The 26,956-nt window shown below is 62.8% G+C and carries 1 protein-coding gene; it reads right to left on the reverse strand.

The features are described from left to right. Nucleotides 1-168: 168 nt before the first annotated feature. Nucleotides 169-26,889, reverse strand: a complete 26,721-nt coding sequence (locus tag U1A53_RS05230) for an autotransporter-associated beta strand repeat-containing protein (protein WP_322279440.1) — start codon at nucleotides 26,887-26,889, stop codon at nucleotides 169-171. Nucleotides 26,890-26,956 lie beyond the last annotated feature (67 nt).

A 26,956-nucleotide genomic window follows, 5' to 3' on the forward strand; every position in this document is an offset into this window, starting at 1 on the left:
TGGAACGCCGCAGAGGCTTGATTCAGAAGGCCATTCTCTGTGCCGTTTCCACCTGTATGTAGCGGCGTCCTGATTTCGAGCCACAGAGAACACAAAGCCAGGCTCTGGGTGTGGCTTTAATCAGCGGCTCCTTAGAAAACTGAGTGCCTTTGGCGCGGCGGACGCGTTTCAACGACGACGACGTCGGCGCAGCATCAGGCCGACCAGGCCGAACATCAACAGCAGCAGGCGGCTGGGTTCGGGAACCACGACGATGATGCCGTAGCGACCGAATGCTGAGGTGTCCCATGCCAGGCCTCCAAAGCCAGTGATGTCGGGCAGGTCGAGATCGCCAGCCGTCGGACTGGCGCCACCAATGAACCCGCTGGTGTAGGCGAAAGTCATGTCCGATGCCTGCGTCCAGTCGATCAGGTTGAAGACTTGGCCATAAGTGACCGAGGTCAGGCCTGCATCCAAGATGCGGATAGAACCATCACCATACGCGGCAGAAGCCCGGGCACCGACGGACAGGTTCGAGGTGGTGGCACCTGTGAGCTTGAGCTGGTCATGATTGGTGGAAGTGGTCGGAGCCACGTTCCAGGTGGCCAAGGCTTCAAGGCCATCAGCACCATTGGCTGAATCGTTATCCGCAGCGCTGTTGAACAGGAGCAAGGCGCTGGCATAAGTGCCGCCTTTGTACTCATACTGTCCGTTCGAGAACGTGATCAGGGACGCGTTGGTCGGGTTGGCAACACCGAGCTGGATCTGCGAGCCGTCGGCCACGGTCAGCGCCGTCGTGCTGTCCGCCGTGAGCGTCAGTGTGCCGTTGGCGGCGCCCAAGCTGCCGCCTACCGCGAGGATGCCCACGCTGGTCGGCGTCGGATTAGTGCCGCTGCCAACGGTGACTGTGCCGCCGATGGTGCCGTCTCCAGAAAGGATTGCGGCATTGATGAGCGTGCCACCGGTTTCACCGACCGTGACCGCGCCGGTGCTGAGGCTGCCTGAGACGTGGAGCTGGCCGTCATTGACCGTGGTGGTGCCGGTGTAAACGTTGGCACCGCTGAGCACCCATACTCCCGAGCCAGACTTGGCGACGGATGTCAGGCCGGCACCGGCATTAGCCAGGGGGGTGGCAAATGTGTTCTCATCGGTGTTGGTGCCGCTCAAAGCAAGCGTGCGGGCGGTTGCGGCAGTCGGTTGCGTTGGAGAAGTCGTGCTGGTGAACACCATCGGACTACCGGATGCGCCGGAAGCATCCAAGCCTCCACCGCTTGTGCCAAGTGTGAACTGACGGTCCGTGGTGCCGGTGGTCGCGCCAGTGCCGATGTAGCCGAGGGTACCGCCGTTGAGCACGAGATTGGCCGGGGCGGCGGCGGAGTTGCCAATGCTGCTGACGTTGCCGCCCGCGTCAAGCTTGGTGGCTTGGAGAGTGCCGGCGTTGATGGTGGTGGTACCGGAGTAGGTGTTGGCGGTGTTACTGAAGGCCATGGTGCCTGTGCCTGCCTTGATCACATTGTCCGTGGCACCAGTGCCATTGGAGATGACCGCGGTGACATTCAGCTCGGCGGAGCCGGCGGCGACACTGCTGCTGTCAGCAACAGTGAAGGTGCGAGTGGCAGCGCCAGGCAGGCCAGCACCCACTGCGGTGCCACCGAAGGAGACATTGCCGGAGAGCGTTGAGGCCAGCGGGTTGCCTGCGGCATCGTAGGCCACGTTGCCAAGCAGGTTCAGTGTGCCGGCTCCAGTCGATACATTACTGGTGCTGGTGGTCGTGCCACCGGTGCCGCCGAAGGTGAGGGAGGCGATGCTGTTGTTGAATCCTGCAAGGTTGAGCAGGGCGGTTTCCCCAGCAGTGGTGGAATTCACCGTGACAGCAGTGGTGGCAGGCAGCGTGTTGTTGGCTGCCGAAGTGATGGTGCCGCGGTTGATGGTGGTGGAGCCGCTGTAGCTGTTCGGGCCACCAAGCGTAAGGGTGCCGGTGCCCTGCTTCACGACATTGAGCGTGGAACCGACGTTGTTGGTGATCGAGCCGCCAAATGCCGTGCTGGTGGCGTCACCGATGAGCAGGGTGGTGGTGCCGGTCGTCGCCGAGGTGGTAAGGAGACCGCCCGTGGTGCTTGAGTCACCCGTCAGGGAAGCAATAGAGATGATGGCACCGCCGCCGTTGATGTCGAGTGTGCCGCCGCTGAGCACAGACACTGCGGAGGTGACCGGGATGGCGCCGAAGGTGCCATACTTCAGCAGACCACCGCTGACGATGGTCGGGCCGGTGTAGGTGTTGAAGCTGTTGGCAGGGGCAGCACCGCTGAAGGTGAGGTTCTGCAACGAAGCAAGCGTCGAGGTGGTGGCGAGGCTGAGGGTCACATCGCCGGTGCCGGTGTTGATGGCGGTAATGGTGGTGCCCGCAGCGATGCCGGAACCAGTCACCGTCGAGCCAATCACCAGTGTCGCGGCAGGCCCAACGCCCACGTTGATGTTCGTGCCAGCCGCAGGAACCGTGGCGGCGAGGCTGACCGCATTGCCGAAGGCAAAGGTGCCGGCATTGGTAGTGGCAATGGCGGGCTGAGAGAGAGTCACCACTGCGCCGGCGACGCTTGCAACCGTGGTGCCCGGTGCGATGCCAGTGCCGTGAACGGTCTGGCCGACGACGATACCTGCCGCAGCCGACGCGCTAAGGGTCAGCGCCGTGGTGTTGATCACCGTGGCGTTGGTAGCCGCACCTGTGGCACTCAGCGCACCTGGGGTCTGCGGGGTGAGGGTCAAGGTGCCGTTGCCGGTCTTGGTGAAGCCAGTGCCATTGCTAATGATGCCGTTGATGGCGGCGGTGGCCTGCGGATTGCTCACGTTGATGGAGCGTGCGCCGCCACCGAGATCGAGGGTGCCGTTGAGGGTCAGGTTGGAACCCGTGCCGCTGCTGTTGCCGTTGATGGTGAAGTCACCGTTGGCGATGACGTTGTTGGCGATGGTGCGGGCGGTGCCGTCGGCCAGGATGGTGGTGTTATTGGCAAGCGTCAGAGTGCCGGTGCCGAGAGGGCCTGCTGTCACTTGCAGCCCGACCGTGGTTGGCGTGCTGGCAGCACCGATGATGAGCGAGCCGACATCCACATTGACGCCACCATTGAAGCTGCTGGTCGTGCTGGTGAGTGCGAGGGAACCGTTGCCTGCCTTGGTGATGCCGGCGAGCGCTGTCGTGCCCATCACATTCTGGATGGGTCCGGTGATGGCGAGGCTGACTGGCGACGCGCCTGAAGTGGTGACCGTTCGACTGGTGCCGTTGAGTTCGACAGTCGAGGCGATGGTCGGCGTCGAGGCGTAGTTGTCGTTGGTGGCGGTGATGGGCGTCACTGAAGTGAACACCAGGGTGCCCCCGGTCACCGTCGGAGTCGCGGTGCCGCCGTTGTTGTTGAAGGTGACGCTGTTGAGGGTGTTGGCACCCACGAGGGTCAGAACGCTGCCGCCATTGAGGATAACGCTGCTGGTCGAGGCGATGGAGCCGTTGTTGGAGATCTGGGTGGCGTTGGCGTTGTTCAGGATCAGGTTGCCCTGGACCTGGATGCCACCCAACTGAGCTGCCGCGTTGCCGATCTGGAGGAGTCCCTGGTTGACCACCGTGTCACCCGTATAGGTATTGGAGAAGTATGGCAGCGGGGCGGAGAAGGTGATCGGATTGCCAGCAAGAGTGCCCGTTGCATTGGCCGAGAGGACAAAGGTGGTTCCGTTGGTGATGCTGGCAATGGTGGCACCGTTGGGGATATTGGTTCCAAACACAGCCATTCCCACGGCCAGTCCTGCGGTGCTACCAGCGCTAACGTTGGCCGAGGCATTGGTGGTGGTGAAGTTCGAGGTGGTCGAGGCAAGGAAGTTCGCGATTGGCGCACCGAAGATCAGGTTGTTGGAGGCGTGGGTGGCAGTTGCATTCACCGCTGCGCCCGTGGTGGCGTTGATCAGCGTGATGGTCGTGCCGCTCACGGTGCCGATCACGGTGTTCTGCGGGATACCGACGCCCTGGACATACATACCCACCGAGAGACCTGCAGCCTGTGCGGCACTCGCCATCGTGATGGACGCACTGGCGCTGGTCGTTGCGCCAACGGCCGTGCGACCGATGGCATTGGACAGGCCGTAGTAGGCGTTGGCCGTTCCCGTGGCGGAAGCGGCGGCGGAGAGAGTGATGGTGGTGCCATCAACGATGCTGGCGACCGTGGTGCCGAGCGGAATGCCCGGCCCTTGCACGGGCTGACCAACAAACATGCCGAGGCTGCTGAGCACCCGCGCTGTGCTGCTGCTGGCAGTAGTGGCGGTCGGTGTGGAACGTTCCGCAGGGGCAGCGAAGTTAGCCGTCGTGGGTGTGCCGCTGGTGAGGGCGTTGGCTGAGAGAGTGGCCAAACCAGTGCTCTGATCGTAAGCGGTGATGTAGGTGTTGGCTGGCAGAGTGCCAGTGCCGCCAGTGACCGTCACGATCTGACCGACATTCAGGCCCAAGGTATTGGCTGCCACTGAGAAGGTATTCACGCCAGAGGTCAAGGTTGGAGCGGCTGCGGTTTGAGCGGCGACCGGGGCGAAGAGCAGGGTGGCAGCACCATTGCCGGTGGCGTTGGCGGAGAGAGTGACCGTGGTGCCAGAGATGCTGAGAACGGTGGTGCTCGCGGCGAGCGTTCCGGTGGAACCCACGGCGGTGGTGACGACCTGGCCGGGATAGACCACGGTTCCGACTGGGACGGTCACGGTGTTAGCACCGCTAGCCAGGGTCTGGTTCACCAGCACCTGCGAGGTGGGCGCGGTGAAGGAAGCGTCGGCATTGGTGCCGGTACCGGTGCCGACGTTCTGATTGATGGTGTATTGCGTCCCGCTGTTGACGGCGGTAACAATCGAGCCGGCGGGGATGCCCATGATGGCAGGTGATCCCATGCCGACCACCACACCGGCGACACCGCTCGCACCCGTGCTCAGCGCACCAGCGGTGTCGATCGTCGGAGAGGCCGAGGTGGTGGTATTTAGTTCAAGCCGTGGTTCAACACGGAGAGCCACCGTTGCACCACCCGACTTCACGAAATTGACCGCACCACCGCCGTTGTTTTCGAGCCGGGAGAGGAACTGGGTGGTGCCGTTGTTGGCGAACACATAAAGTGAGGAGTTGGCCGTCGTGCCCGCCGTGAAGCGTCCATTCATGAAGTTCACCGCCTGCCCGTTGTTGTTGGTGAGAAGGCCGCCAGTGCCGATGCTGATCAACTGATCCATGGAGCGCATGACGAGTCCAGCGGCGGCGGTTGCACCCGTGTTGCTGTACCTCAGCGAATTCACCGTGCGGCTGGTGATATCCGAGCGGGACGCGCCGTCATTGATGTTATCCGTCGCGGTGCCGTTGCTCAGGTTGTTCGCATAGGCTCCGAAAGGTGTGGCACCGTTGGCACTGAAACCGATGAAGCCGACACCGAAGGCACCGGTGACGGGATCGACGGTGGAGCGATAGCCGGCGAAGTCCGCGCCGTTGACCACGGCCCAACCGCCGATGAGGTTGTTGGTAAGTGTCGGAGCGGCGGCGATGACGATCTGCGGGTTGGCTCCCTGATTGAGGGTGGCAACGTTGGCCGCATTGACAACCCCAGCGACGGGGCCGCCGAGGTTGCCGCCACCGCTGGTGAAGTTGATGGTCGCTTTGGTGTCGCCGCGGGAGAGGCTGGGGATGGTCAGCACAGAGCTTGATCCGGTCGGCGACCCGCTGGCGAAGATGGTGTTGTTGATCACGTTGGCACCGCCGTTGATGGTGACCGCGCCGAGGGTCTGGGTGTCGGCGATATCCGCCGCGAGGAAGGAGAGCGTGCCGCCGGTCATGTTGATGGCATTGGTGCCGATGCGGGCGGTGGCACCGAGCACGGCGAGGCCAGAGTTGTCGAGCGTCAACGACCCGAAGGACATGTTGATCGTCCCGGTGGCGGCGATGGTGCCGTTGTCGCGGAGAGTCACCGCGCTGCGGAGTGTCAGTGTGCCGGTGCCGAGGTTGTTGGCGCTCAGGAGCGTCCAGGCACCAGCGCCCTGCTTGTCGAGGTTGATGTTGCCACCGGTAATCGCGCCAGCGAAGGTGGCGGCGGCATTCGGGACGGTGATGAGGGTGGCGGTGGTGCCGCTGAGGTTCTGGATGGTGCCGGCGCTGTTGGCGTAGACGTTCAAGCTGCCCTGGGTGATCTGGCGAACGGCCTGGCTGTTGCCATTGAGGTCGAAGAAGCCGCTGTTGACGAAAAGGTCGGCGACGGTCGGGACTGTGGCCGTCGGGATGACAAGGAGCGCATTCGGGCCGACTCCGGTGCCGAGCGCAAGGGTGCCATTGTTGACGATGGTGGCACCGGTGTTGAAGCTCTTCTTGGTAATGGTGGCCGTGCCTTCGTCAGACTTCACGATGCCGCCGGAGCCGAGGATGGTGCTGCCGACGCTAAGGGTGGTGGCCGCGCCGAGCACATGGAGATGCACCGGGTTGGCAACACCGCTGATGGTGCCGCCGGAGAAGCCGCTGTTGCCAGCGTTGGCGACGATGCCGCCGCTGGTGATGGTCAGGGTGTTGAGCGCGCCATTGTAGCCGAAGAACTGGCCGTTCGGGCTGCTGGTGGCGGTCAAATTGCCGCCGCCGAAGTAACCGATGCCGCCGCCGCTTTCGAGCGTGAGGCTCTGGATGGTCGAAGCGTTCTGGATGCTCGTGCTGCCTGTGGCCTTGGCATTCACGGTCGTGGGCACGATGTAATTGAAACGGTTCAGGCCCGCTGTCACGGCCACGGAGGCGTGGACAAAGGTCACCGTATCCGTGCCGATGGCAGTGATCGTGGCTCCGGCAGGAATGACGTTAACCGCAGCGCTGAGGGTCTGCCCCACGACCAAGCCCGAGGTCGAAGCACCTGGGAACCAGATGGAGGCGGTGGTGGTGGTGCCAGCGAAGGTGGTGCCGCGATAGAGCGCTCCAAGTCCTTCACCCGTCGGCAGGATTTGGTATTCTGCCGAGGTGAGAAGGCGGTAGCCGTTGGCATCGTGAGTCACGAAAGCGCCCACAGTGTCACTGATGTCGATACCGATGATGTCAGGACGGATGCCGTTGGTCTTGGAACCTCCAACCGCCGGGTTGGTGCCGACCAGAGTCGGTGTGGTGGCAATAACGTTCACGCGATTGGCTCCGGCAGCACCGCCTCCAAGAGTGCCGGTGGCTCCGGCGTTCAGGATGAGCGAACCCTGATTGGTGGCGCTCTGGGCAGTCATGGTGCCGAGGCTGATGCGGGTCTGGAAGCTGGCGTTCTGGGTAAGGTTCCACTGGCTCTGGCCGGCGACGTTGGTGACAGTGTTGAGGGTCTCAACCACTGCGCCGGCAGTGCTGCCTTGGTAGTTGAGCACACCACCGCGGTTGTTGAGGACGCGGTCCGCGCTGCCTGACTGGATGGACTGCGCCCCGCCCAGGCGGTTGCTGATGGCATCCGTGGCGCTGTTGAGGGTGAGCACACCGCCTTCACCGAGGTTGGTGGTGACAAAGCCGAGCTTGCCGGTGGCCTGGTCGAGCACGACGGCGTCACCGAGGATGGTCAGGGTGCCAAGGAGGTTGCCTGAGCTGTCGCCCGTGAGCGTCCAGTCACCGGAGCCGATCTTGGTCACATTCAGCAGGCCGGAGGTGTAATCGCTCAGGAAGGTGCCCGCAAAGGTGCCACTGCTGCTGTTTCCAGTCACCAAGGTGCCAGCGGTGCTGACGTTGAAGTTTTTGATGAACGTGCCCGCCACACCACTGATGGTGCCGACAGCGATGTTCGTGTTGCCGCGCATGTCGAGGATGGTGCCAGCGTTGGCGAGGCTCACCGTCGTGTTCGCGTAGTTGGAGGCGGCAGTGTTGGTGTTCGGACCGAGCACGAGCGCACCGTTGTTCACGTTCAGCGTGAGTGTCTGGTTGCTGTAGCCGCCCAGTTGGAGCACACCCGCGCCTTCCTTGTTGATGGTGCCGCCTGCCGTGATGTTGGAGTTGAGCGCGAGGCCGATCTGCTTGTTGGACTGGCCGGCGGTGCCGCTGACCGCTGTCAAGCCGCCCATCACGTCCGCCACGGTGATGGTGGCGGCGCCGGGCAGGCTGAGCCTGCCGCTGACAGTCGGGATGACACGCACATCATCAAGGCTGGTCGCGTTGATGGTGTCAGCGGTATCGGTGAGCGTCAGGGTGCCTGAACCGGTCAGCATATGGGCGCTGCCGGTGATGCCGCCCTGGGAGTTGAACACCACTTTCGAGACGGTTTCATTGAAGCCGTTCAGATCCCACAGCGCACCACCGCGCACCGTGACCGTCGCCGTATCCGCGATCTGCTGGCTGAAGAGGCTGCGGGTGGTGGAACTGGCCACGACACCGGTGTCCCCACCGCTGTTGGTGCTGCCGGTCATGATCAGGTTGCCGGTGATGGCATTGCCGGAGCCGGTCTGGTTGTTCAGATTGAGGATGACGCCGTTCGCGTAAGCCGTGCCAGTGTAGGTGTTGGCATTGGTCAGGGTGATTTCGGGAGCGTTCCCCGTCTGGCTCAGACCCGTCATCACCAAGTCAAACGTGCCCGTGCTGTTCGCACCGATGTCCGAATGCACGGTCAGGGTGTTGTCACCGACATGCAGGAACAGTTCAGGACCAGTGGTGGTCAGACGGCCACGGACCGTGGCGGAGCCAATGGTGCGGGCGTTGTTGTCCACGCCGGCAAGGATACCGCCGGACGTGACCGTGAGGGTGTCGGTGCCTGCCGCGAACACCAGGGTGGAGACCGCGCCGTTCATCGTCACCGAGTTAACAGTCTGACCTCCACCGGTCACCGTCTGCGTGCCGTTGAAGCGCAAGTTGCTCGCGGCAGTGGAGGTCGCGAAAGTGATGTTCTGCTCCACGAGGTTCATCTGGCGGATGCCCACCACCGGATCGTAAACGGCGAACTCCGCATTGTTGGTGGCCGTCGTCCCGTCCGCAGTGACCACCGTGGCCCAGCCGCCGACCATGCCATTGGTGTTGGTGGTGAGTCCGGCTGCGGTCGCAGTAAAGAACGGATTCGCCCCCACGATGCCCGCTCCCGCCGTGAAGGTGAGGGTGGAGCCAGTGGCACGGCTGAAGGTGCCGCCAAGATTGAGCGTGGCCTGGCCGAGACCGGCACCGCCGACGTTGGCGCGGAGCACGGAGTTGCCTCCCACCAAGGAAAGGTTGCCGAGGGTAACGGTTCCGACTGTGTTGCTGCGGCTGATGTATTCAAAGGCACCACCATCAAGCTGGATGGCCACCGTGCTGGCGATACGGTTACTCATGCCCTGGATGCCGGAATCATCCCAGCGCAGGAGGGAGTTGCGGATGCTGATGGTGTCGCCAGCGCCCATGCCGGAGAGGCGGCCCTGGTCCACGAGAGCGGTGATGCTGCCCTGAAGGGTGAGATTGCCGGTGAACTGGTTGTTGTCACGCATCGTGAACTGTGTGCCGCCCGTCTTGACGAAATTCAGGTCGCCATTGATCTGGCCGGTCCAGTCACGAGCCGTGTTGACGTTGGTGATGAAGGTGGCGTTGGAACCAGAGTTTTGGATGATGCCGCCGCTGCCCACGGTGCCGTTACGACTGAGCAGGTCGCCGAACACCTGGGAATTGCCATTCAGTTCAAGCACGCCGCCAGCGGTGATGACGAGAGCGTCGTTGTTGGCGGTGGTGGTGGTGGCATTGGCCAGCGGGGCGGTGGCAAAGCGGTAGAGGAGCGGATTGGTGTCCGGGGCGGCGGTGGCGATCTCCACGGTGCCCAGGTTGATCTGGGTCAGACCGGTGTAGTTGTTGCCCGTGGTGGAATTGAGCAACAGCTTGCCGTTGCCGGTCTTGGTGAGACCACCCGTGGTGGGAGCCACACGACCACCGAGTGCCACATCCAAGGTGAGGACAGTGCCGCTTCCGTAAGTGTGGAAGTTCCAGTTGGTGCCCACCGCAGTCGTAGTCAGCGTACCCGCGCCCGTGATGGAACTGCTGGTCTTGGCCAACACACCGCCGCTCTCAATCTGAAGGTTGCGGTTGGTGTTGACGGTGAACGGACCGGCGTTCTCGAACGTGAGCGAGTTGATGCTGTTTGAGGTGATGCCCGTGGCGGCGGCACCGGAGTTCAAGGCTCCAGTAAGACGGATGTTGTCGTCCGCGCCAAAGGCGGTCGCCATTTCAGTGCTTGGGTTCAATGGACGCAGACCATTTGTAGTGTCATAGGTAAGGAACTGCGTCGTGGCCGTCGTTCCGTCGCTAGTCGCTGACGTGTCGCCGATGGCCCATGGGTAGATGCGCATTTCAATGCCGCTAGTGTCCGTCTGTCCGACAATGCCGACAAAGTTGGTCGGCGCAGTGGTGGTCGCCAGAATGATGTTTGTGTTCGTCGCCCCGACGCCCTGTCCGAGCGCATCACCACGAACGAAGGCGGTGGCGTTGTTCGCGCGGGAGAAGGTGCCGGTGCCGGTGGTGGTGATACGGAGGTTGGCACCGTTGTTGTCCAACGTGATGAGGTTATGGGCCAGGTTGATGGCAATCTGCAGGTCAGTGCCCGACGTCTCATTCACCGCCGTGCTGCCGTGGCCCAGCAACTCCAGATGGCCGCCGTTCAAGGTGACGGGCCGGGTGCCGAGACGCACGCTGCTGGCTGCCCCCGAGATGTTGTCCAGCGTCAGGCGTGTGTTTGGCACGATGCCGGTGTAGGTGCCGTTGTTCAGCGTGATCGTGCCGGCATTGCCGAGTGTGCCGGCACCGCTGGCGACAATCGCGCCGAGGTTGATGGTGGTGGCGCTGTAGGTGTTGGCCGCCGTGAGGGTGAGGACGTTGTTGCCGACCTTGGTGAGGGTGAACGCGCCGCTGACGGCACCACCGAGGGTGATGTCACCCGCCGTGGCCACGCCCGAGGTGGCGTTCACGCGGTTGGAACCGATACTGGTGGCCGCACTCATCGCCACCGTGCCGGACCAAGTGGCCGCCGTGTTGGAGGAGTTGATCAAAGCACCGAGGGAACTGACCGTGCCGACGCCGGAGACCGTGCCGGAGCCGCCGTAGCCCGCACCCGCGATGGTCAGCCCCTCGCCGGTGATGGTCAGGCCGTTTAGATCAAGCACTGCGCCGCTGACGATGGTCGCGCCGAAGGTGCCCAAGGCATTGACGTGACCAAGCTGCAAGGTGCCGAGGTTGACGGTGGTGGTGCCCACGTAGGTGTTGTCGCCGCTGAGAAGGAGGGTGTTGTTGCCCGTTTTGGTAAAACCTGCGGTGCCTGATACGATGCCGCTCAAGGTCATGTTGCCCCGGCCACCGATGGAGGAGTTGCTACCCATGGTGATGTTGCCGCTGAGGGTCGCGGCGGTGGCGCTGCTGTTCCAGATGGCACCCTTGAAGTTGCCCGCCAAGGCCGCCGTGCCCGTGCCGTTGATGGTCAGCGCATTGCTGATGCTGAAGCCGTTGATGTCCAACATGCCGTTGGTCGCACCCACGAGGTTGGTGATGGCCCCCGAAGCGGTGGCGCTTTGCGAGATGGTGATCTGCGTCGCGCTGTCCACGCTGACGATGTAGGCACCCGCCGGGATGCCCGTGCCGGTCACGGCCATGCCCTGCTGCATGGAGGCCGTGGAAGAGATGCCCGTGATGACAGCGGAGCCGGAGGTGGTCGTGGCGGCGGCCTGGGCTGCCAGCGTCGTTCCCGAAACGGTCACCACTCCCGAAGGTAGCGCACCCACATGATTCAGCATCACCGTGCCGTCCTGGATGGCGAGGTCGCCGGTGAAGGTGCCCGCCGTAGCGTTGTCGGCTCCGAGCATGAGGGTGCCCTGGCCGGTCTTGATGAGCGCCCCGCTAGTGCCGGTGCCCGTGACGAGCCCGGTGCCGCTCTGGGTGATGGGGCCAATGAGATTGAGCGTCCCCGCAGCGGCCGTGGTGCCGATGTTGGTGGTGGCCAGGATCACGCCAGTGCCGATGGAGGTCTCGCCACCCACGCCGAAGAAGCCGGTGCCGAAGCTGCCGGTGGCACCGTTGGTGACGTTGAGGATGGAGCTGTTGCCCAGCACCATCGCGAAGTTGCCTGCGCCCTGGGTGCCAGAAGTGTCGATCCTGTTCGCAACCTGAGGATCCACCACCACGCCGAACTGCGTGCCGAAGGTGTCAATGGTGGCGCTGCCGCTGGGCAGGTAGTAGGCGGTGTTGATGATGGCCGCGCCGTTGTAGCCGTTCGCCGACGTCGGAGCCGCCGTGGTGTAGTTCAGGTTGGAGGCGGCGATGGACTGGTAGGCACCGCCCGTGTCCGCGCCCGAATAGAGCAGGCGGAAGCCGCCGCCACCGCTACCGTTGGTCGGCTTGTAAACAATGGAGTGGAAGCCTGCCGTCAACGTCGTGGTGATGGCGGCGGAGTCCGTGAACGCGTGACCGAAGGCATCGCTGGCGATGGCCACACCGTCAATGTAGAGCGTCATGCCGTCATCCGTGCCGGAGCGGAAGGTGTAATCACCCGCATTGGTGATGTTGATGAAGCCGGAGAATGCCGCCGCTCCGTTGGCGAATGTTGCTGCCGTGGCCGAAGGGCGGTTCGCAAAGGAACCATCGGCAAGCTGGCTCACCACGAAGTTGGAGGCCGAGAAGCCGATTCCAGCCACCTGGCTGCTGACAGCGGCGGTGGGCGCGCTGGCCAAGGATGCGAAGGCTCCATTCAGGCCGCCGCTGCTGTAGCCGAAGCTGGTCATGTTCGCGCCGCTGAGCACGGCGCTGTTGATCTGGAGCGGGTAGGCCCCACTGAGGGTGATGGGGGCACCGCTGTTGAGCGTGGTGGTGGTACCGATCTGGATCTGGTCGGTGAAGAGCAGGGTGCCCTGACCGACGTTGATGGGCTTGTCGCCAGTGTAACCGAAGATGATGACTGTGGTGCCTGCCGCCGGGTTGATCATCGGAATCGAGCCGCCAAAGATGTCACCGCTCACATTCACGAGGCGCAGTTGATAACCGTTGGCGCTGGAGACGTTGAGGATCTGGCCGCCGTCGAGTGTGATGTCGTTGAGCACAATGGTGTTGCCCGTGTTGGCCCCGTTGTTGCCGATGTGCAGATTCGCGGTCGTGAGCGATCCGCCCACCACGACGTTGTTCGCGTAGGTGATGAGACCGTTGCTGGCTGTGCCGTTGTTGGTGAGCGCAAGCACGCCGCCGTCGCCGATGGTGGCGTTGGTTCCGGCGAAGACCGGCGCGGTGTTGCTGTCGTTGAGGCCGGCCAGTGCCAGCGTGCCGGCGTTGACGGTGACGCCACCACCGAAAGTGTTGTTGTTGCCGAGAATGAGGGTGCCCAGACCTTCCTTGGAGATGCCGAAGGTGCTTGCACCGTCATCGAGCAGCATGTTGAGCGTCAGCACCGCCTGCGGAGCCTCCACGGTCACCGTGGTATTGCCGAGCAACGTGGTCGTCGTGTTGTTGCCGTGCAGAGCAAGACTGTTGAGGCCCTTGTAGGTGAGCTGCGTCCCGGCGAGGGTCACGGCATTGCTCAAGGTGAACGCACCTGCGGAGGTGAGGTAGGTCCCAGCCGCACCGATGGTCAATGCCCCCGTGCCGACGGGGCCGCTGGCAAAGACACTGACCACGCCGGTGATGCCGTCGCGGGTGGTGACGTTCGTGCTCGCACCGACGGCGAGGCCGCCCGCCTGCACATCCACTCCGCCACCGAAGAGGCTCGCGCCGGAGAGCTGGAGCAGGCCGTTGCCGGACTTGATGACGCCGGTGGTGGCGAGGTTCGTGGTGCTGCTGATCGGGGCGCTGATGAGCAGCGTCGGGGTGACATTCGCGACCGTGGTGTTGCCGTTGATGGTCACGGGATTGACGGTGAACGTGCGGGTGGCCCCGTTGAGATCCAAGGCGATGCCGCCGGTGCCTGCGCCAGAGATGGTGGAAACGGTTCCCGTGTTGCTGGAACTGGCCGTGATGTCGCCGTTCAGCTTCAGGATGCCGACACCCGTGATGACCGCCGGGGGGTTGGCCACAGTGCCGCCGCCATTATTGTCAAAAATCAGGCCGGCGAGTGTCTGGTTCTGGCCGTTCAGGTTCAAGGTGGCGAAGTTGCCGCGGATCACCGGAGTGATGTCGAAGTCAATCTGGTTCGCCTGGAGCAGACGGACAGTGCCACCGTTGATGATGAGGGAGTCAGCCAGCGTGGCCGCTTCAGGAATCGCAGAGAAGCCAAGCGTTCCGTTCGCACCGGTCACGTTCAGGTCGAGGAAGCCGTTGTTGGCACCGTTCGTGGTGTTGACGACCGTGCCGCCGGAGTAGGTGTTCCCGCCGTTCGTGATCTGGAGCGCACCGGTGTTGTAGCCAGTGAAGGTCAGGCGCACGAGTTCCGTGCTGTTGTCCACCACGCGGGCGTTGAGCACAACCGGGTTGGCAGTCGCCGCCGTCACCACGAAGTTGAGGTCCACAAGGGCCGAATCCACGGCACCACCGGCGGTCAGACGACCGTTGTCCACCACCGCACCAATGTTGGAATTGAAGTTGGCAGTCTTGATGATGATGCCTGCGGTGAGGTTCATCACATCGGTCACGGTGTTCGAGCCGTTTCCGAAGGTGATGGTCTGGGTCGCACCCGGATTGAGGTTGAGGGCGTTGATGTTCAGTCCGCCAGTCGGCAGAGTGATTGCTGCGGTGGCCACCTTGTAGTTTCCGGTCGCATTGCTGGCCGTGGGAAGCACGGTGCCGTCGTAGCCCTGGTAACCGGCGCTGCCGAGCGGCGCGAGTCCACCGGCCGCGTTTCCCGCCGTCGGCTCCACATAGCTCACGAGTTCCCCGCCACCGGAGTTGATCCACGGGATGATGCCGTTAATCAGGAGGCTGCTGCCGTTCGCGACCACGATGCGAGTGTTGCTGCCCATCTGGCCCGCCGGGGTGTTGAGCAGCAGCATTGAACCGTCCAGGTGGGTCATGTTCCCCAACTCCATGACGGTGGAACGAACCGTGCCCGCCCCAAGCCCCACCTGGAGGTTGCCACCGCCTTGGGCGATGGTGATGTCGCCGAAGGTTTCCGTGGTGTTCGTCAGGTCGCGGCCCGTGAGGATCAGGGCGCCAAAGCCGCGCAGCGCGATGGTTGCAGCATCATTGACGCGATTCGTGTGAGTCGTGGTTCCGTTGTCGTTGAGGGTGAGCGTGGCACCGCTGATGTTGATGCTGGTGGTGCCAGAGAGACGGGCTTCGTCAATCAGGGTCAACGTGCCGCCGGTGAGGAGCGTGGCGCCGGTGTAGGTGTTGTCGCTGTAGAAGGTGGCGCTGTTGGCAGCCGCCTTGTTGAAGTAGAGCCCCGCGCCCTGGATGCTGCCGCCCCAGGCGGCCGTGCTGCCGGAGTTGTTCGATGAGACAAGCGTGCCCGTGCCCGTGATGATGCCGCCGGAGCCGGCGAAGGCGAAGCGGTTCGGCGAGCTGATTTCACCGACCATCTGGGCGTTGGCGCCGAGGTTCAGCGTGCCAGCGGGGCCGACCGCGAGGTTCTGGCCAGCCGTGCCGCCCTGCGCGCCCTGCCAGAGGGTGTTCGTGCCACCCGCGAGTGTCACAGAGCCATCGAGGACGGAGAAGAAGTTGTTGCCGGCGTTGAAGTATTGCTTGGTGTTGAACGTGAGGCTGCCGCCGAGGCTCTTGGTGACGTCCTGGGTGTTGAAGAACGCGGCGTTCACAGCGAGCGTGGCTCCCGTATCCACCGAGATCGCACCCGCGACGCTGGTGAAAACGATGGCTGCGGCGCTGGCTGCGGCGGGCTGCGGGGCCGTGCCGAAGAAGATGGCCGGTGCGGAGTCGGTGGCCACGAGCGAGGCACTGCCGATGGTCTGGCCCGTGCCGGTGGCGAGGATCATGCCGGTGTTGATGGCAAGCTGGGTGCCGCCGGAGGTGGCGAAGGTCACGTCCGTGTTGTTGCCTTCGATCCTGAGGGCGTTGGTCGTGCGCAGGTTCAGGCCAGGGTTGCTCAGCGCCACGGTGTCGCCGGTGATGTTGAGGACATTGCGGCCACCGGTCACGGTGGCTGCGTCCTGGGCATTCATGCCGAACGCGGTGCCACCATTCACATTGGTGAACCCCAAGTCGGTGCCAGTGCCGGTGCCATCAATGGCGGTGTAAGTCGAGTAGGCCCTGAGGTTTCCGGCAGCCCCCGCTCCAGTGTAGGTGGCGAAGTTGGTGCCTGCGGCGTCCTTTACGATGGTGCGCAGGATGATGCCATCGCCCGCAACCGTATTGGCATTGACGGGGCTGGTGCTGACAAACGTGGCAGGCATCGTCGCCACCACCGGCGTGGTGGTGAAGATGACGCGATTGGTCGTGGCGTTGAAGGTCTGGGCACTCTCAAAGAGCAGGTGACCGCCCGTGCTGGGCACGGCGAGCGAGGCAAAGGTCAGCGTGGCATTGGATCCGCCAGCGTTGGTCAGGGTCAGCTTGTTGCCACCCGGGCCGGCGGTGAGGGCACCGAAGGTCTCAGCGGAAACCGCGCCGCCGTTGGCGGTGTAGGCGAAGTTGCCGGCGTTGAGGGTCAGGGTGCGCGCGGTGCCGCCGATGCGGGTGAGCGGGCCACCGGTGGTGTCGTCAATGTTCAGCAAGCCGTTGTTCTGCACGATGATGTTGCCCGTGGCCCCGGTGAGCTGGCCTGCGCCGCTGATGTTGAACGTGCCTTGGGAGACTGTCCAACTGTTGGTGGTGTTGGCGGTGCCGGTAAGATTCAGGGTGCCCGTGCCGAACTTCGTATTCGCAGACTGGTTGGAATTGTGACCGGCAAGATTGATGATGCCCGAGCCCACGGCGATGAATTGCGGACTATTGGCTAGGGTATTGAAGGAGCTAGAACCAATGTTCAGCGTAGCTCCGCTGGCCGCACCATAGAGTTGAGTGGATGCACCCGAGTTCGTGAGGGCCCCGTTCACGGTGTTGTTGCCGCTAGCGGAGAAAATGCCTCCGGTGCCATTGATGCCGTTCAGGGAGTTTCCGGCTACAGTCTGCTGAATGGCGTTCGTCAGGGTAATACCACCCGTCAGCCAAAGTGCGGCACCACCAGCTCCACCGGGAGCCACGATGATCTGACCGCTGCCGAGGGCGTCGGCATTGTCAATCTGGACGACACCGCCGAGGATGCGGGTGATGCCCGAGCGACCGCTGTTGTTGGCCGTGATGACCAGGGTGCCCAGGTCATTCTTCGCCAGTTCATTGCCCGCCGCGCTGAAGGTGAAGGCGGTGTCGAGGGTGGCGGTGGTGCCTGCCGACACATCAATGCCCACGGCAGCAGCGTTGAGCATGATGGTGCGGCCCGTGAGCGTGTAGGCTGTGCCGCCATCGAAGCGCAGGCCATTGGTGGTGGAGTTCTGGCTGAGACGGATGACGTTGGACGTGTCGCCAAAGGCCCCGTTGCTCGTGCCGGAGAGGATGCCCGCCGTCACGTCGATGATGGCGCTGGTGCCGCCGAAAGTGTTGGTGGCATTGCTCAATTTCAAGGTGCCGTTGCCGGTCTTGGTAAGGACCACATTCGAAGCACCGGTGGCTCCGCCGGTGATCTGCCCGCTCAGCTCCATGCTGTCCACCACGTTGGAGTTCTTCGCACCCCCAGCGACGTTGAAAGTTGGGCCTGCACCCGTGAGGGTTGAAAGGGCCACGGCATCCGACACCACGAGTCCATAGCCGTTGTTGGCCGTCAGCAGGATGCCGTTGGCGACCGAGGAGAAGCTGGTCGGGGTGATGATCTTGTTGACCGCCTGGTTGAAGAGCACGGTCTGGCCGGAGCGGCCGATGGTCAGGTTCGGCGGGGAGGCGGACATGGTGATGGCACCAAGGTTGATGGCCTCGTTCTGCACATCGCCATCGCCGTCGTGCATGATGCTGAGGGTGCCGCCGTCGTTCATCGTCACCGGCAGGGTGCCGGTCGCGCCGGTGAGATTGATGACGAGGTTGCCGAGGCCGGTCTTGGTCACGCTGGTGATGGAGCCGATGTTGGTGATCGCCCCTTGGAGCGCGGCAGTGACGAAGGGATTGTCCACGTTGATCGTCAGCGCACCGTTGGGCGTGGTGATGGGGCCGTTCAGCGTGATGATGCGGGTGGTGCCCGTGGTGGTGTTGCGGAAGGTGGGGTCGCCCTGGAAGACCACGTCGTTCACGATGGTCCGGGCGGCGTCGTTGGTCAGGAGGGCATTGCCCGCAGCGAGGGTCAGGGTGCCCGTGCCAACGGGGCCATTCAAGAAGGCGGTGGCGTTAGCACCAAGACCAGCGGCAACACGCGTGGTGATGTTCGTATCCGCCGCCAATAGAATGCCGCCCGCTGTGCCTGTGGTGGTCACGCCACCCGTGAAGGTGTTCGCCCCGCCGAACTGAAGGACGCCATTGCCGCTCTTGGTGATGGTGGCGGTGCCGGTGATGACGGAGGCGATGGCGAGGGTGGGCTGGTTGATCGTGTAAACCTGGGATCCGATCTGGATGGGGGCCACGCTGATGGTCTTGGTGCCGGAGCCGAGCGCCAGGGTGCCGCCGGTGATGGTGGCAGTGGTGGCGGCGTTGCTGCTGGTCGCGGTGATGGGGCTGCTGCTGGACAGGGTAAAGGTGCCGCCGGTGCCGATGGTGACCGTGGGCGCGGCTTCACCACCGTTGTTGTTGAGAGTGATGCTGTTGAGGGTCTGATTCACCGATGCCGAACCCGTGAGCGCGGCACGCCCGTTCAAGGTCAGATCCGTCGTGGCTCCGATGGCGTTGCTGACGGTCAGGTTCGCTGTCGTCCCGGTTCCCGTGACGCCGCCGTTGATGGTGAATCCGCCCAGCGCGGGAACGACGACATCCCCGGGCGTGGTGGGGCTGATGTTCAACGTGCCGCGGTTGAGCACCGTGCCGCCGGTGAAGGTGTTGGCGGCGGTGAGGGTGAGGGCGCCGACACCATCCTTGACGAGGCGGACGGCATTGCCAAAGCCGTTGTTGGCGATGACGGAGTTGATGGTGATGGTGCTCTGGGCGTTGTAGGTGATGAGTTCGCGGGTGCCGCTGGTTTCCGTGCCGCCGGCGGTGAGCACGCCGCGCAGAGCGGTGGTGCCGAGGGCGGTGGTGGTGTTGTTGTCACTGCGCAGCAGGCCGCCGAGTTCGAGGTTCAGGATGTCATTGGCCTCGGCAAAGGAGATGTCATTGGTGAAAGCACCGGCGATGCGCAGCATGGCAGTGGTGGTGGTGTCCGCAGTGCTGTTCGCCAAGCCGAGCATGCTGTTCGTGACGGCGGTGGCGGGAATCTGGGTGATGAGGCCGGTGCCGAAGCCCGCGTCATACCCCGTGTAACCACCCTGGCCGACGATGCCGATGCCGTTGCCCGCGTTGTAGGCGGCGTAGTCGGTGCTGTTGGCAATGGCCCAGGCGCCGAGCGCACCACCGAGCACGGTGGTGAGCGGAGTGGTGAAGACGATGCGGGCGTTGTTGCCCTGCTGGCCAAGGTTGGTGCCGGTGAAGTTGAGGGTGCTGTTGCTGGTCCGGGTCAGGCTGGCGAAGGTGAGGTCCACGGTGGTAAATGTCCCAGCTGAAGCAGTGGCCGTGACTGTATTTGCCCCTTGGGCAATGGTCAGTGCACCGAGAGTCTCAGCAGCCGTTGAACTCACACGGCTGGTGTAAATGATCGAACCGCCGCGCAGGGTGATGGGGGCGGTGTCGCCGATGCGGTTGTTGTTCTGCGTCTGAAGACTGGTGTTGTTGCTCAGGGTCAGCGTGGCATAGTTGATGTCGATGCTGGAAGTGTTGAGGATCGTGGCGTCGTTTTCCAAGGTGGTCGTGCCGCCAAGCAGCATCGTGGCTCCGGTGTACGGGTTCGCCGACTCCAAGGCAACCGTGCTGCCGCCGATGCGGCCATAGTTCACACTGTTGGTGATCTGCCCCGCGAAGGTGCCGCCGCCGTTGGTTACCAGGGTGGCGGTGCCGGTGCTGGTGGTGACCGTGCCGGCGGTGTTAGGGAGTACGCCTCCCAAAAGACTGCCCACATACTGCGTGTTGCCATTGAGGTCGAGAGTGGCGCCCACGTCCACGCTGAGTGCTCCCACGGTACCCGCACCCGCCGCAAAGAGGGTGTTCAGCCCCCCGTTGAGTTGCAACGTGCCGCCGGAGACGTTCGTGGTGGTGTTGTGGAAGGTCTGGGTGTTCAGATCCATCTGGCCGGCCCCTGTCTTGTGGATGGTGTTTGTGAAAGAGGCGTTCACATCCAGCGTGGTGCCGGAGTCCACCTGGATGAAGCCCTGGGCAGACTGCACGATCTGGGCGGCGGTGAGAGTGTTGTTGCCCCCGGTGTTGAGGATGTTCGAGGAAGTCAGCGTGAGCGTCCGGCCCGCCGTGCCCACAGTGAGGCCAGTGCCGTTGATCTTGACGGCGTTGAGGGTGCGGCTGGCGAGGAGCGCGGCGTTGGCGGTGACATTCAGCGTATCGGTCGCCAGTGCGGTGTTGAGGTTGTTCGAGACGTTGTAGCCAGTGAAGGCCTGGAGGCCATTGGCGTTGGCCGAAACGCCGTCATGGTTGTAGCTCACGAAGTCCCCGGCAATCATCACACGGGGCACGATGCCACTGGTGGCAGGGACGATCCCGAGACCGGTGGACGTGGTGAAGAAAATCTTGTTGCTGCCGCCCAGGCTGGTGACTCCCGAGACATCCAACTGCGCGGAACTGCCGGTGAAGGTGACACCCGAGAAAGTAAGGCTGTTGCTGCCCACGCCAGTCATGTTGATGCTGCTGGCTCCCGTAACGGTGAGCGCACCCGCAGCCTCCGTGGTGGTGTTGCCGATGAAGTCCAGCACGCCGCCAGACATGGCGATCGCACCCGTGTTGGAAAGGCGATTGTCGTTGTTTGTAACGCTGTTGTCGAGCCGCAGGGTGCCCTCCGCGTTGATGGCGACAGTGCCTGCCGTCCAAACCCCATTCGCTCCGCCCAAGACGAGGGTGCCCCGGTTGGCAGTGAGCGCACCGGTGGCGGTGTTGGCCCCGGTCGAGGTGAAGGTGCCGGTGCCAGAGTAAGCGAGGCCGTTGGCCCCCGTGCCTGCGGCGTAGATGCCGTTGAGCGTGGTGTTGCCAGTGCCGAACACGGTCAGTGTGGAGGCGGCGGTGTTCGAGATGTTGCCAGTGATGGTGAGCGAGCCGCCGGAAATGTTGTTGATCAATGAGCGGCTAGCCGCCAGTGAGAGCGATGTGGCGGCGGTCAACTCGATGCTGTTCGTCCCGCTGAAGGTGGCCGGATCACCGCCGAGGGTGATCGGCGTGTTGATCGCGCTCGTGCCCGTGAGGGCGATGCCGCCCTGAACCGCACCACCATTGAACGCGAATGATGATGTCGTGCCAAGCGGCGACACGCCTGCAGTCTTGTTCAGGATCAACGTGCCCTGGCTCAGGGTTGTGACTCCCGTGTAGGTATTGGCCGCGCCACTCATGGTGAAGGAGGCATCATTGGCGATGGCGATGTTCCAGGCGATCTTGCCGCCCGCCGCCGCGTTTTCGGTGATTGCGCCATTCCAGAGTGTAGAGCCGTAGCCGCGGATCTCGAAGCTCTGGGTCGCGCCGGTGGTGGCGGCTTCAAGGTTGATGAAATTGCCGTTGATGGTGAGCAGCGCCCCACCTTCCAAGTTGTTGCTGATTCTTGTCGTGTTGTTGCCAGCAGCCTTGGTCACATTGTTGTTGATGGTGATCGCATTCTGACCGGCGATGACTGATGTGGCGTTGTTGCCCACCGTGACTGGCGTGCTGGTGGTCAGCGCGCCACCATAGGCAAAGATGGCACCGTTGCTGATGGTGATGTTGGCAGCAGTGCCAATGCCGTTCGAGGTAAGACCGAGAAGGCCGCCCGCAGCAGTGATGGCACCGGTGAACGTATTGGTCGCAGTAGGATTGAGCACCCATACACCACCCTCCGATTTTGTGACGGCAAGAAGGCTGGTGCCATTGTTCGCCAGCACCGAGGTGATCATGTTGTTGTCCGCGTTCGAGCCACGCAGGTCCAGAGTCATCGTGAAGGCACCCGTGTTGCTGTTGGTCACAGTGCTGAGCACGAGGGCACCGCTGCCAGAGCTGTCGAGGCGATGGGTGCGGGAGGCGGTCAGAGCGGTGCTGAAGACCAATGGACGGCTGGCTGTTTCCCCCGCACCGACGTAAACCAAGCCGTCCAAGGTGGCATTGGAGTTATAGACCATAGAGCCGCCGCTGGCACCGAGGGAGCTGGAGGTGGTGCCGGAAGCATTGCCGAAGGAACTGACGATGAGGGTGCCGCCCGTCAGGATGGTGTTGGCAACATAAGTGTTGGCATTGCCGAGAATCAAAGGGCTGCCACCGTTCTTGGTCAGTGTGCCGCCCGCCCCACCACTGATGACACCGGACAGGATGCCCGTGGTGACAGCGGCACCGGTGTTGCCGTTGTTGTTTACCGTCACGGTGCGGGCCGCAGTGCCGAGGTTGATGTCGTTCGTGATTTCCGTCTCACCCAGCGCGGTGGAGGAGCCCAGAACAAGGGAGCTTGGATTGAAGGTGGCACCGCCCCAAGTGATGGCACCGCCGCCGAGCGTGACCACGAGGCGGTCCGAGGTGGAGGCGGCAAAGCCGGAGGCACCGCCGGTTAGCTGCACCTGATTGGTTCCCGCCGTGCTGCCCAGGGCGCGGCTGAAGGTGCCGGAGGTTTCCAGAACGCCGCCATTGATGGTCAAGAGACTGTTGGAGGAAAGACCCGTGCCGTCCATCGCACGGAGGGCACCGCCGGAAATCGTCGTCGTGCCCGAGTAGGTGTTAGCGGAGGAAGGATTGAGAATCCAGAGGCCGGCGTCCGCCTTGGTCAGGGCAGTGGCCGAGGAGTCGATGGTGTTGTTGGTGATCTGCGGGGTGAAGACGTTGTCACCGATGGATGTGCCGCCGAGGGTCAGCGTTTTGGCACCGCCAGTGAGGAATTCGAGCGCGCCTGTGTTGCTGAAAATAAGACTGGCGTGGTTGGCACCCGTGCCCGCCGCGCCCGTTTCATTGCCATAAGTGCCGCTGGATTGGATGACAGCGTTGCCGGCGAACGAGAAGAGACGATCTGTGCTGGTGGACGGCGTTTGCGTAGTTTGGTAGATGCCGGCACCCGAGGTGTTGGCACCGGTGTAGAGCAGGGTGCCTCCACCGAAGATGAGGTTGGCAGCCGAATTACTCGAAGCGCCGAGACCACTGCTGAGAGAACCATTGGCAATGGACGTGATGGCGAGAGTGCCTGCGTTGATGGTGGTCACACCTGTGTAGGTCTTCGCCCCGACGATGGCCTGGGTGCCGGTGCCGTTCTTGGTGACGTTCAAGAGGCCCGTGCCATCCTGAAGCGCACCGCTAAAGGTGGCGCTGGAGGTCGTGGTGCCAAGCAGTCCGATGTTCAAGGTCGCCTGGGTGGCGCTGCCGTTGCCGCTGTTGGTCACCATGCCCGATCCCGAGAGGCTGCCGATTGTGGTCACCGGATAGGTGGTGCCACCCGTATAAAGCGCAGCAGATGCGCCGGCGGCGTTGATGTCGAGAATGCCTCCCTGCCGGATGGTGGTGATGTTACCCACGGTCGAGATGGTCCCGAGGCGCGCGGCGGAGCCAGACAACTGAATCGCACCCTGGTTGATGGTGGTGTTGCCGGTGTAAGCATTGCCGCCGAAGAGAATCAAGGTTCCGTTGCCGGCTTTCGTCAGAGATCCCGCGCCACTGCTGATAACGGTATTGGAGGCACCGGAACCAATCGACAACGCATTGCCCGTTGTCAGAGCCGCACCTTGTACGGGTGCCACTACAGGCGAGGTGCCGTTGGTGGTGACCACCAGTTCCTGAGCCGTGGTACCCAACTGGAAGGCACCTGTGATGGAGGCGGTGCCTGCGGAGTTATCAAACAACAAACCGCCGGGGTTGGTGGTGATGGGGAGCGCCGCGCCAAGGGTGAGGGCGGCACCGCCGGTCAGTTTAAGGGAATTCACCGCACCGCCAGTGCTGTTGGCGGCCCCGCCGATAACGTAATTGACCGTGGAGGTGGGCGCGAGCGCACCGCTCCAGGCAGTTGCACCGGTGTATTGCGCGGCGTTGTTACCGCTCAGGGTGACAAAATCCAAGCCGTTGAAGGTGGCATAGCCTGGAAGAACGCTGTTCGTAAGGGTGGGCGCGGTGGTGAAGCCAATCGTGCCAATGTCGGGCTGGAGATCGAGCGTGGCACCCGCTGCGCGGCTCAAATCCAGGAAGGTGAGTGTGTCAGCTCCTGTGCCGTTGGTGATTTTGACAATGCCGTGACCTGCGGCAGGATTCAGACGGCCCAGTACTTCCGTGCTGGAGCCGCCGGAGAAGCCAACGTATTCCAGAGTGCCCCCTGCACTCCCGAGGTTGGTTACAGCCTCGTTGCCGAAAACGAGGTTGCTCGTGTTGTTGATGATGTCGCTGGAAGCCGACGCGGCATTGAGACGTAGCAAGCCATTGGTGACAGACAGGTTGCCACCGAAGTTCGTGCTCAGGGTGGGCGTGACAGACTGGCCGGAGGCGATCGCACCGACCGTCATGGTCGAGCCAATGCCGCTCACAAGAGTAACCGTTGTGCCCGAAGTGATGTCTCGGATATACCAATTCTGGCCGGCAGGCAGAGACGCATGGGTCACCTGCTGGCCGGGAACCAAATTGACAGTGCTGGCAACCGTAATGATTGGGTTGGCAGTAGTTCCAGTGCTGGCGGCCGTGGTGGTCAACACGGCGGTAGCCCCACTGGCAACACCAATGGGATAAGTTCCTGCCACAACACTTGCTGCGCCCTGGCTAATCGTGAATGTGGTGCTACTAAGGATGCCCGTGATGACCGTGCCTGCCGGAATAGTCGAGCCGGAGATCGGCTGCCCGATAACCAAGCTTGCAGTCGTGCCGGAGGTTAGGGTAAGTGTCGAACTCGCAGTGGTGCCGATGGCGGCAATAGTCACTGTCCCGCTTGACCCGTAATTCGTGGGAGCGTTCAACTGCCACGTGCCGGTGCCGTATTTGATCACATTGGTGATGCCCTTGCCATTGGTGATGAGCCCCTGAATGTCGTTGATCTGGTCGCTTGTGCCACCAAGATTCAGCGTCTTGCCCGTGGCGTTGCTGCCAGCACCCCAGTTGTTGGGAAGGATGAGCGCGGTCGGTGCGCTGCCAGACTGGTTGGCCAGCACATAGCTGTTCACCACCCCGAGATCGAGGGTCTTGTTGCTCCAGGTTTCTCCGGCACCGGTGCCAGTGTCACCCAAGAAACTCAAGGCACCATTGCCAAAGATGATACGGCGGACGTTGGTATTGGTGTTGTTGAGAACTTCGAGGGTGCGGATGGCCAGAGTACCATCGCTGATCGTGACATCACCGGTGAAGTTGGAAGCCGTGCCTGCCGTGCCTTGGGTAAAGGTCAAGGTGCCGCTGCTGTTTTTCGTGAGCGAGTGAGTGCTGCCGCTGGCAATAATCCTGCCTGTCACGATTGTTTCCCCACCGCCGCCGATGCTCAGAGTGCGCGCCGACCCGTCAGTCTGATTCCAGAGGTTAGCATCAAGGGTGAGGGTTCCACTGGAGTTGTTGTTGATGGTGGCATTGTTGTTGCCGCCGCCGGCAATCGTGCCGCTTGCACCAAAGAAAGTGGCGCCCCATCCATTGCGCCCCGCGAAGTTAAAGGTGCTGTTCAAGCCCGTCGCCCGAAGATTCTGGAAGGCGACCGTTTGATTTTGAAAACTGGAAAGGTTGCCCAAGCTGAGGTTGCCGTCCAAGGCGTGATCGACGAACACGCTGCCGGTGGTGTTGTCGCGCACAAACACGTTGCGAGTTGAAAAGCCGCCCGGCGCATCAGTGCGGACTTCAAGAGTGCCGTTGCTCAAATCCACTGACTGCGTGCCCAGATTAAGACCGAGTGCGCTGTTCACCGCCACGCGCACCGTGCCCGAATCAATGCGGAGCGACTGCGCATAGTTGTTGTTCGCATTCTGCAGCCAGAGGGTCGTGCCGACGACGTTCCCGCTTTTGACGAAACGGTCATTGGCCACATCCACACCCGTCACCTGACCAGACACGTTCCAGTTGCCATTGCCCAAGAACACCTGTGCCGCGCCAGTGCCCAGATTCACGGTGCCGCTCACCGTCGTCGTGCCGTGAGTCGCGTAAGCGCGCGCCTCTGTGGCAGCCGAAGCCAGGGTGAGTCCGCCGGAGAAAGTGTTGTAACCAATGCTGACCACCCCCCCAGTCGCATTCACCGCGTTCGGGCCACGACCAGAGATGCTAATCTCACGGTTGATGGTGAGGCCGGTGCTTGATGCTGAAGTGCCTGCACCCTGAACGAGCAATGCACCACCGGAGAAACCGGGGTTGCCGGTATTGGCAATGCCCGTGACGGAGATCGCCGTGGTGCCCGTGCCGAGCTGCCCGGCGTTCGTGACGACCAACTGGCCCTGCTTGATGGACAAGTCACCGGAGAACGAGTTGGAGTTGTTCGACAGCACCAAGCTGCCATTGCCTGTCTTCGTCAAACCGTTGGACCCCGCAACCAAGGAGTCAATCGTTGCGCGGTTGGTGCCACTGCCTGTGTTATTCACCGCAATCACTGGTGAAGCCACGCCAGAAGCCGGAGTCAGTGTGAGAGTGTCGCCAATGATCAAATACCCGTTTGAATTGAACGTCAGCCCGCCGGCGCTGATCCCCGTGCCCAGCGTCACGGTAGCCGCCGTACCGGCAAAGATGGCGGTGTCGGTGCTGTTCGGCCAGGCGACATCTGCAGAAACACCGTCCCACCAGTTGGCCGTGATGGCATCCCAGGTTCCCGCGCCACCAAGGCCCGCTCCGGCGGTGGTGTTGCCCGCCGCCGTGGCATCTGAATCCCAGTAGAATGTGGCGGCCTGCAAGGGTTGGGCAATCTGCCAGAATGCCACGAGTACGATCATCGACGTGCTGATGGATCTGCGGCAGGCGCGAAGTAATTTCATAAGGTTGGGATCAGATGAGGTGACATTTTGCCGACATCACAGTCTCGGCAAAAGCCACCTCAAATAA

The organism is Prosthecobacter sp. (genome assembly GCF_034366625.1).
GTDB lineage: Bacteria > Verrucomicrobiota > Verrucomicrobiia > Verrucomicrobiales > Verrucomicrobiaceae > Prosthecobacter.

Bases quoted from the DNA above. Each gene is read 5' to 3' on its own strand.
- U1A53_RS05230 (WP_322279440.1), bottom strand. From the start codon at position 26,889: ATGAAATTACTTCGCGCCTGCCGCAGATCCATCAGCACGTCGATGATC.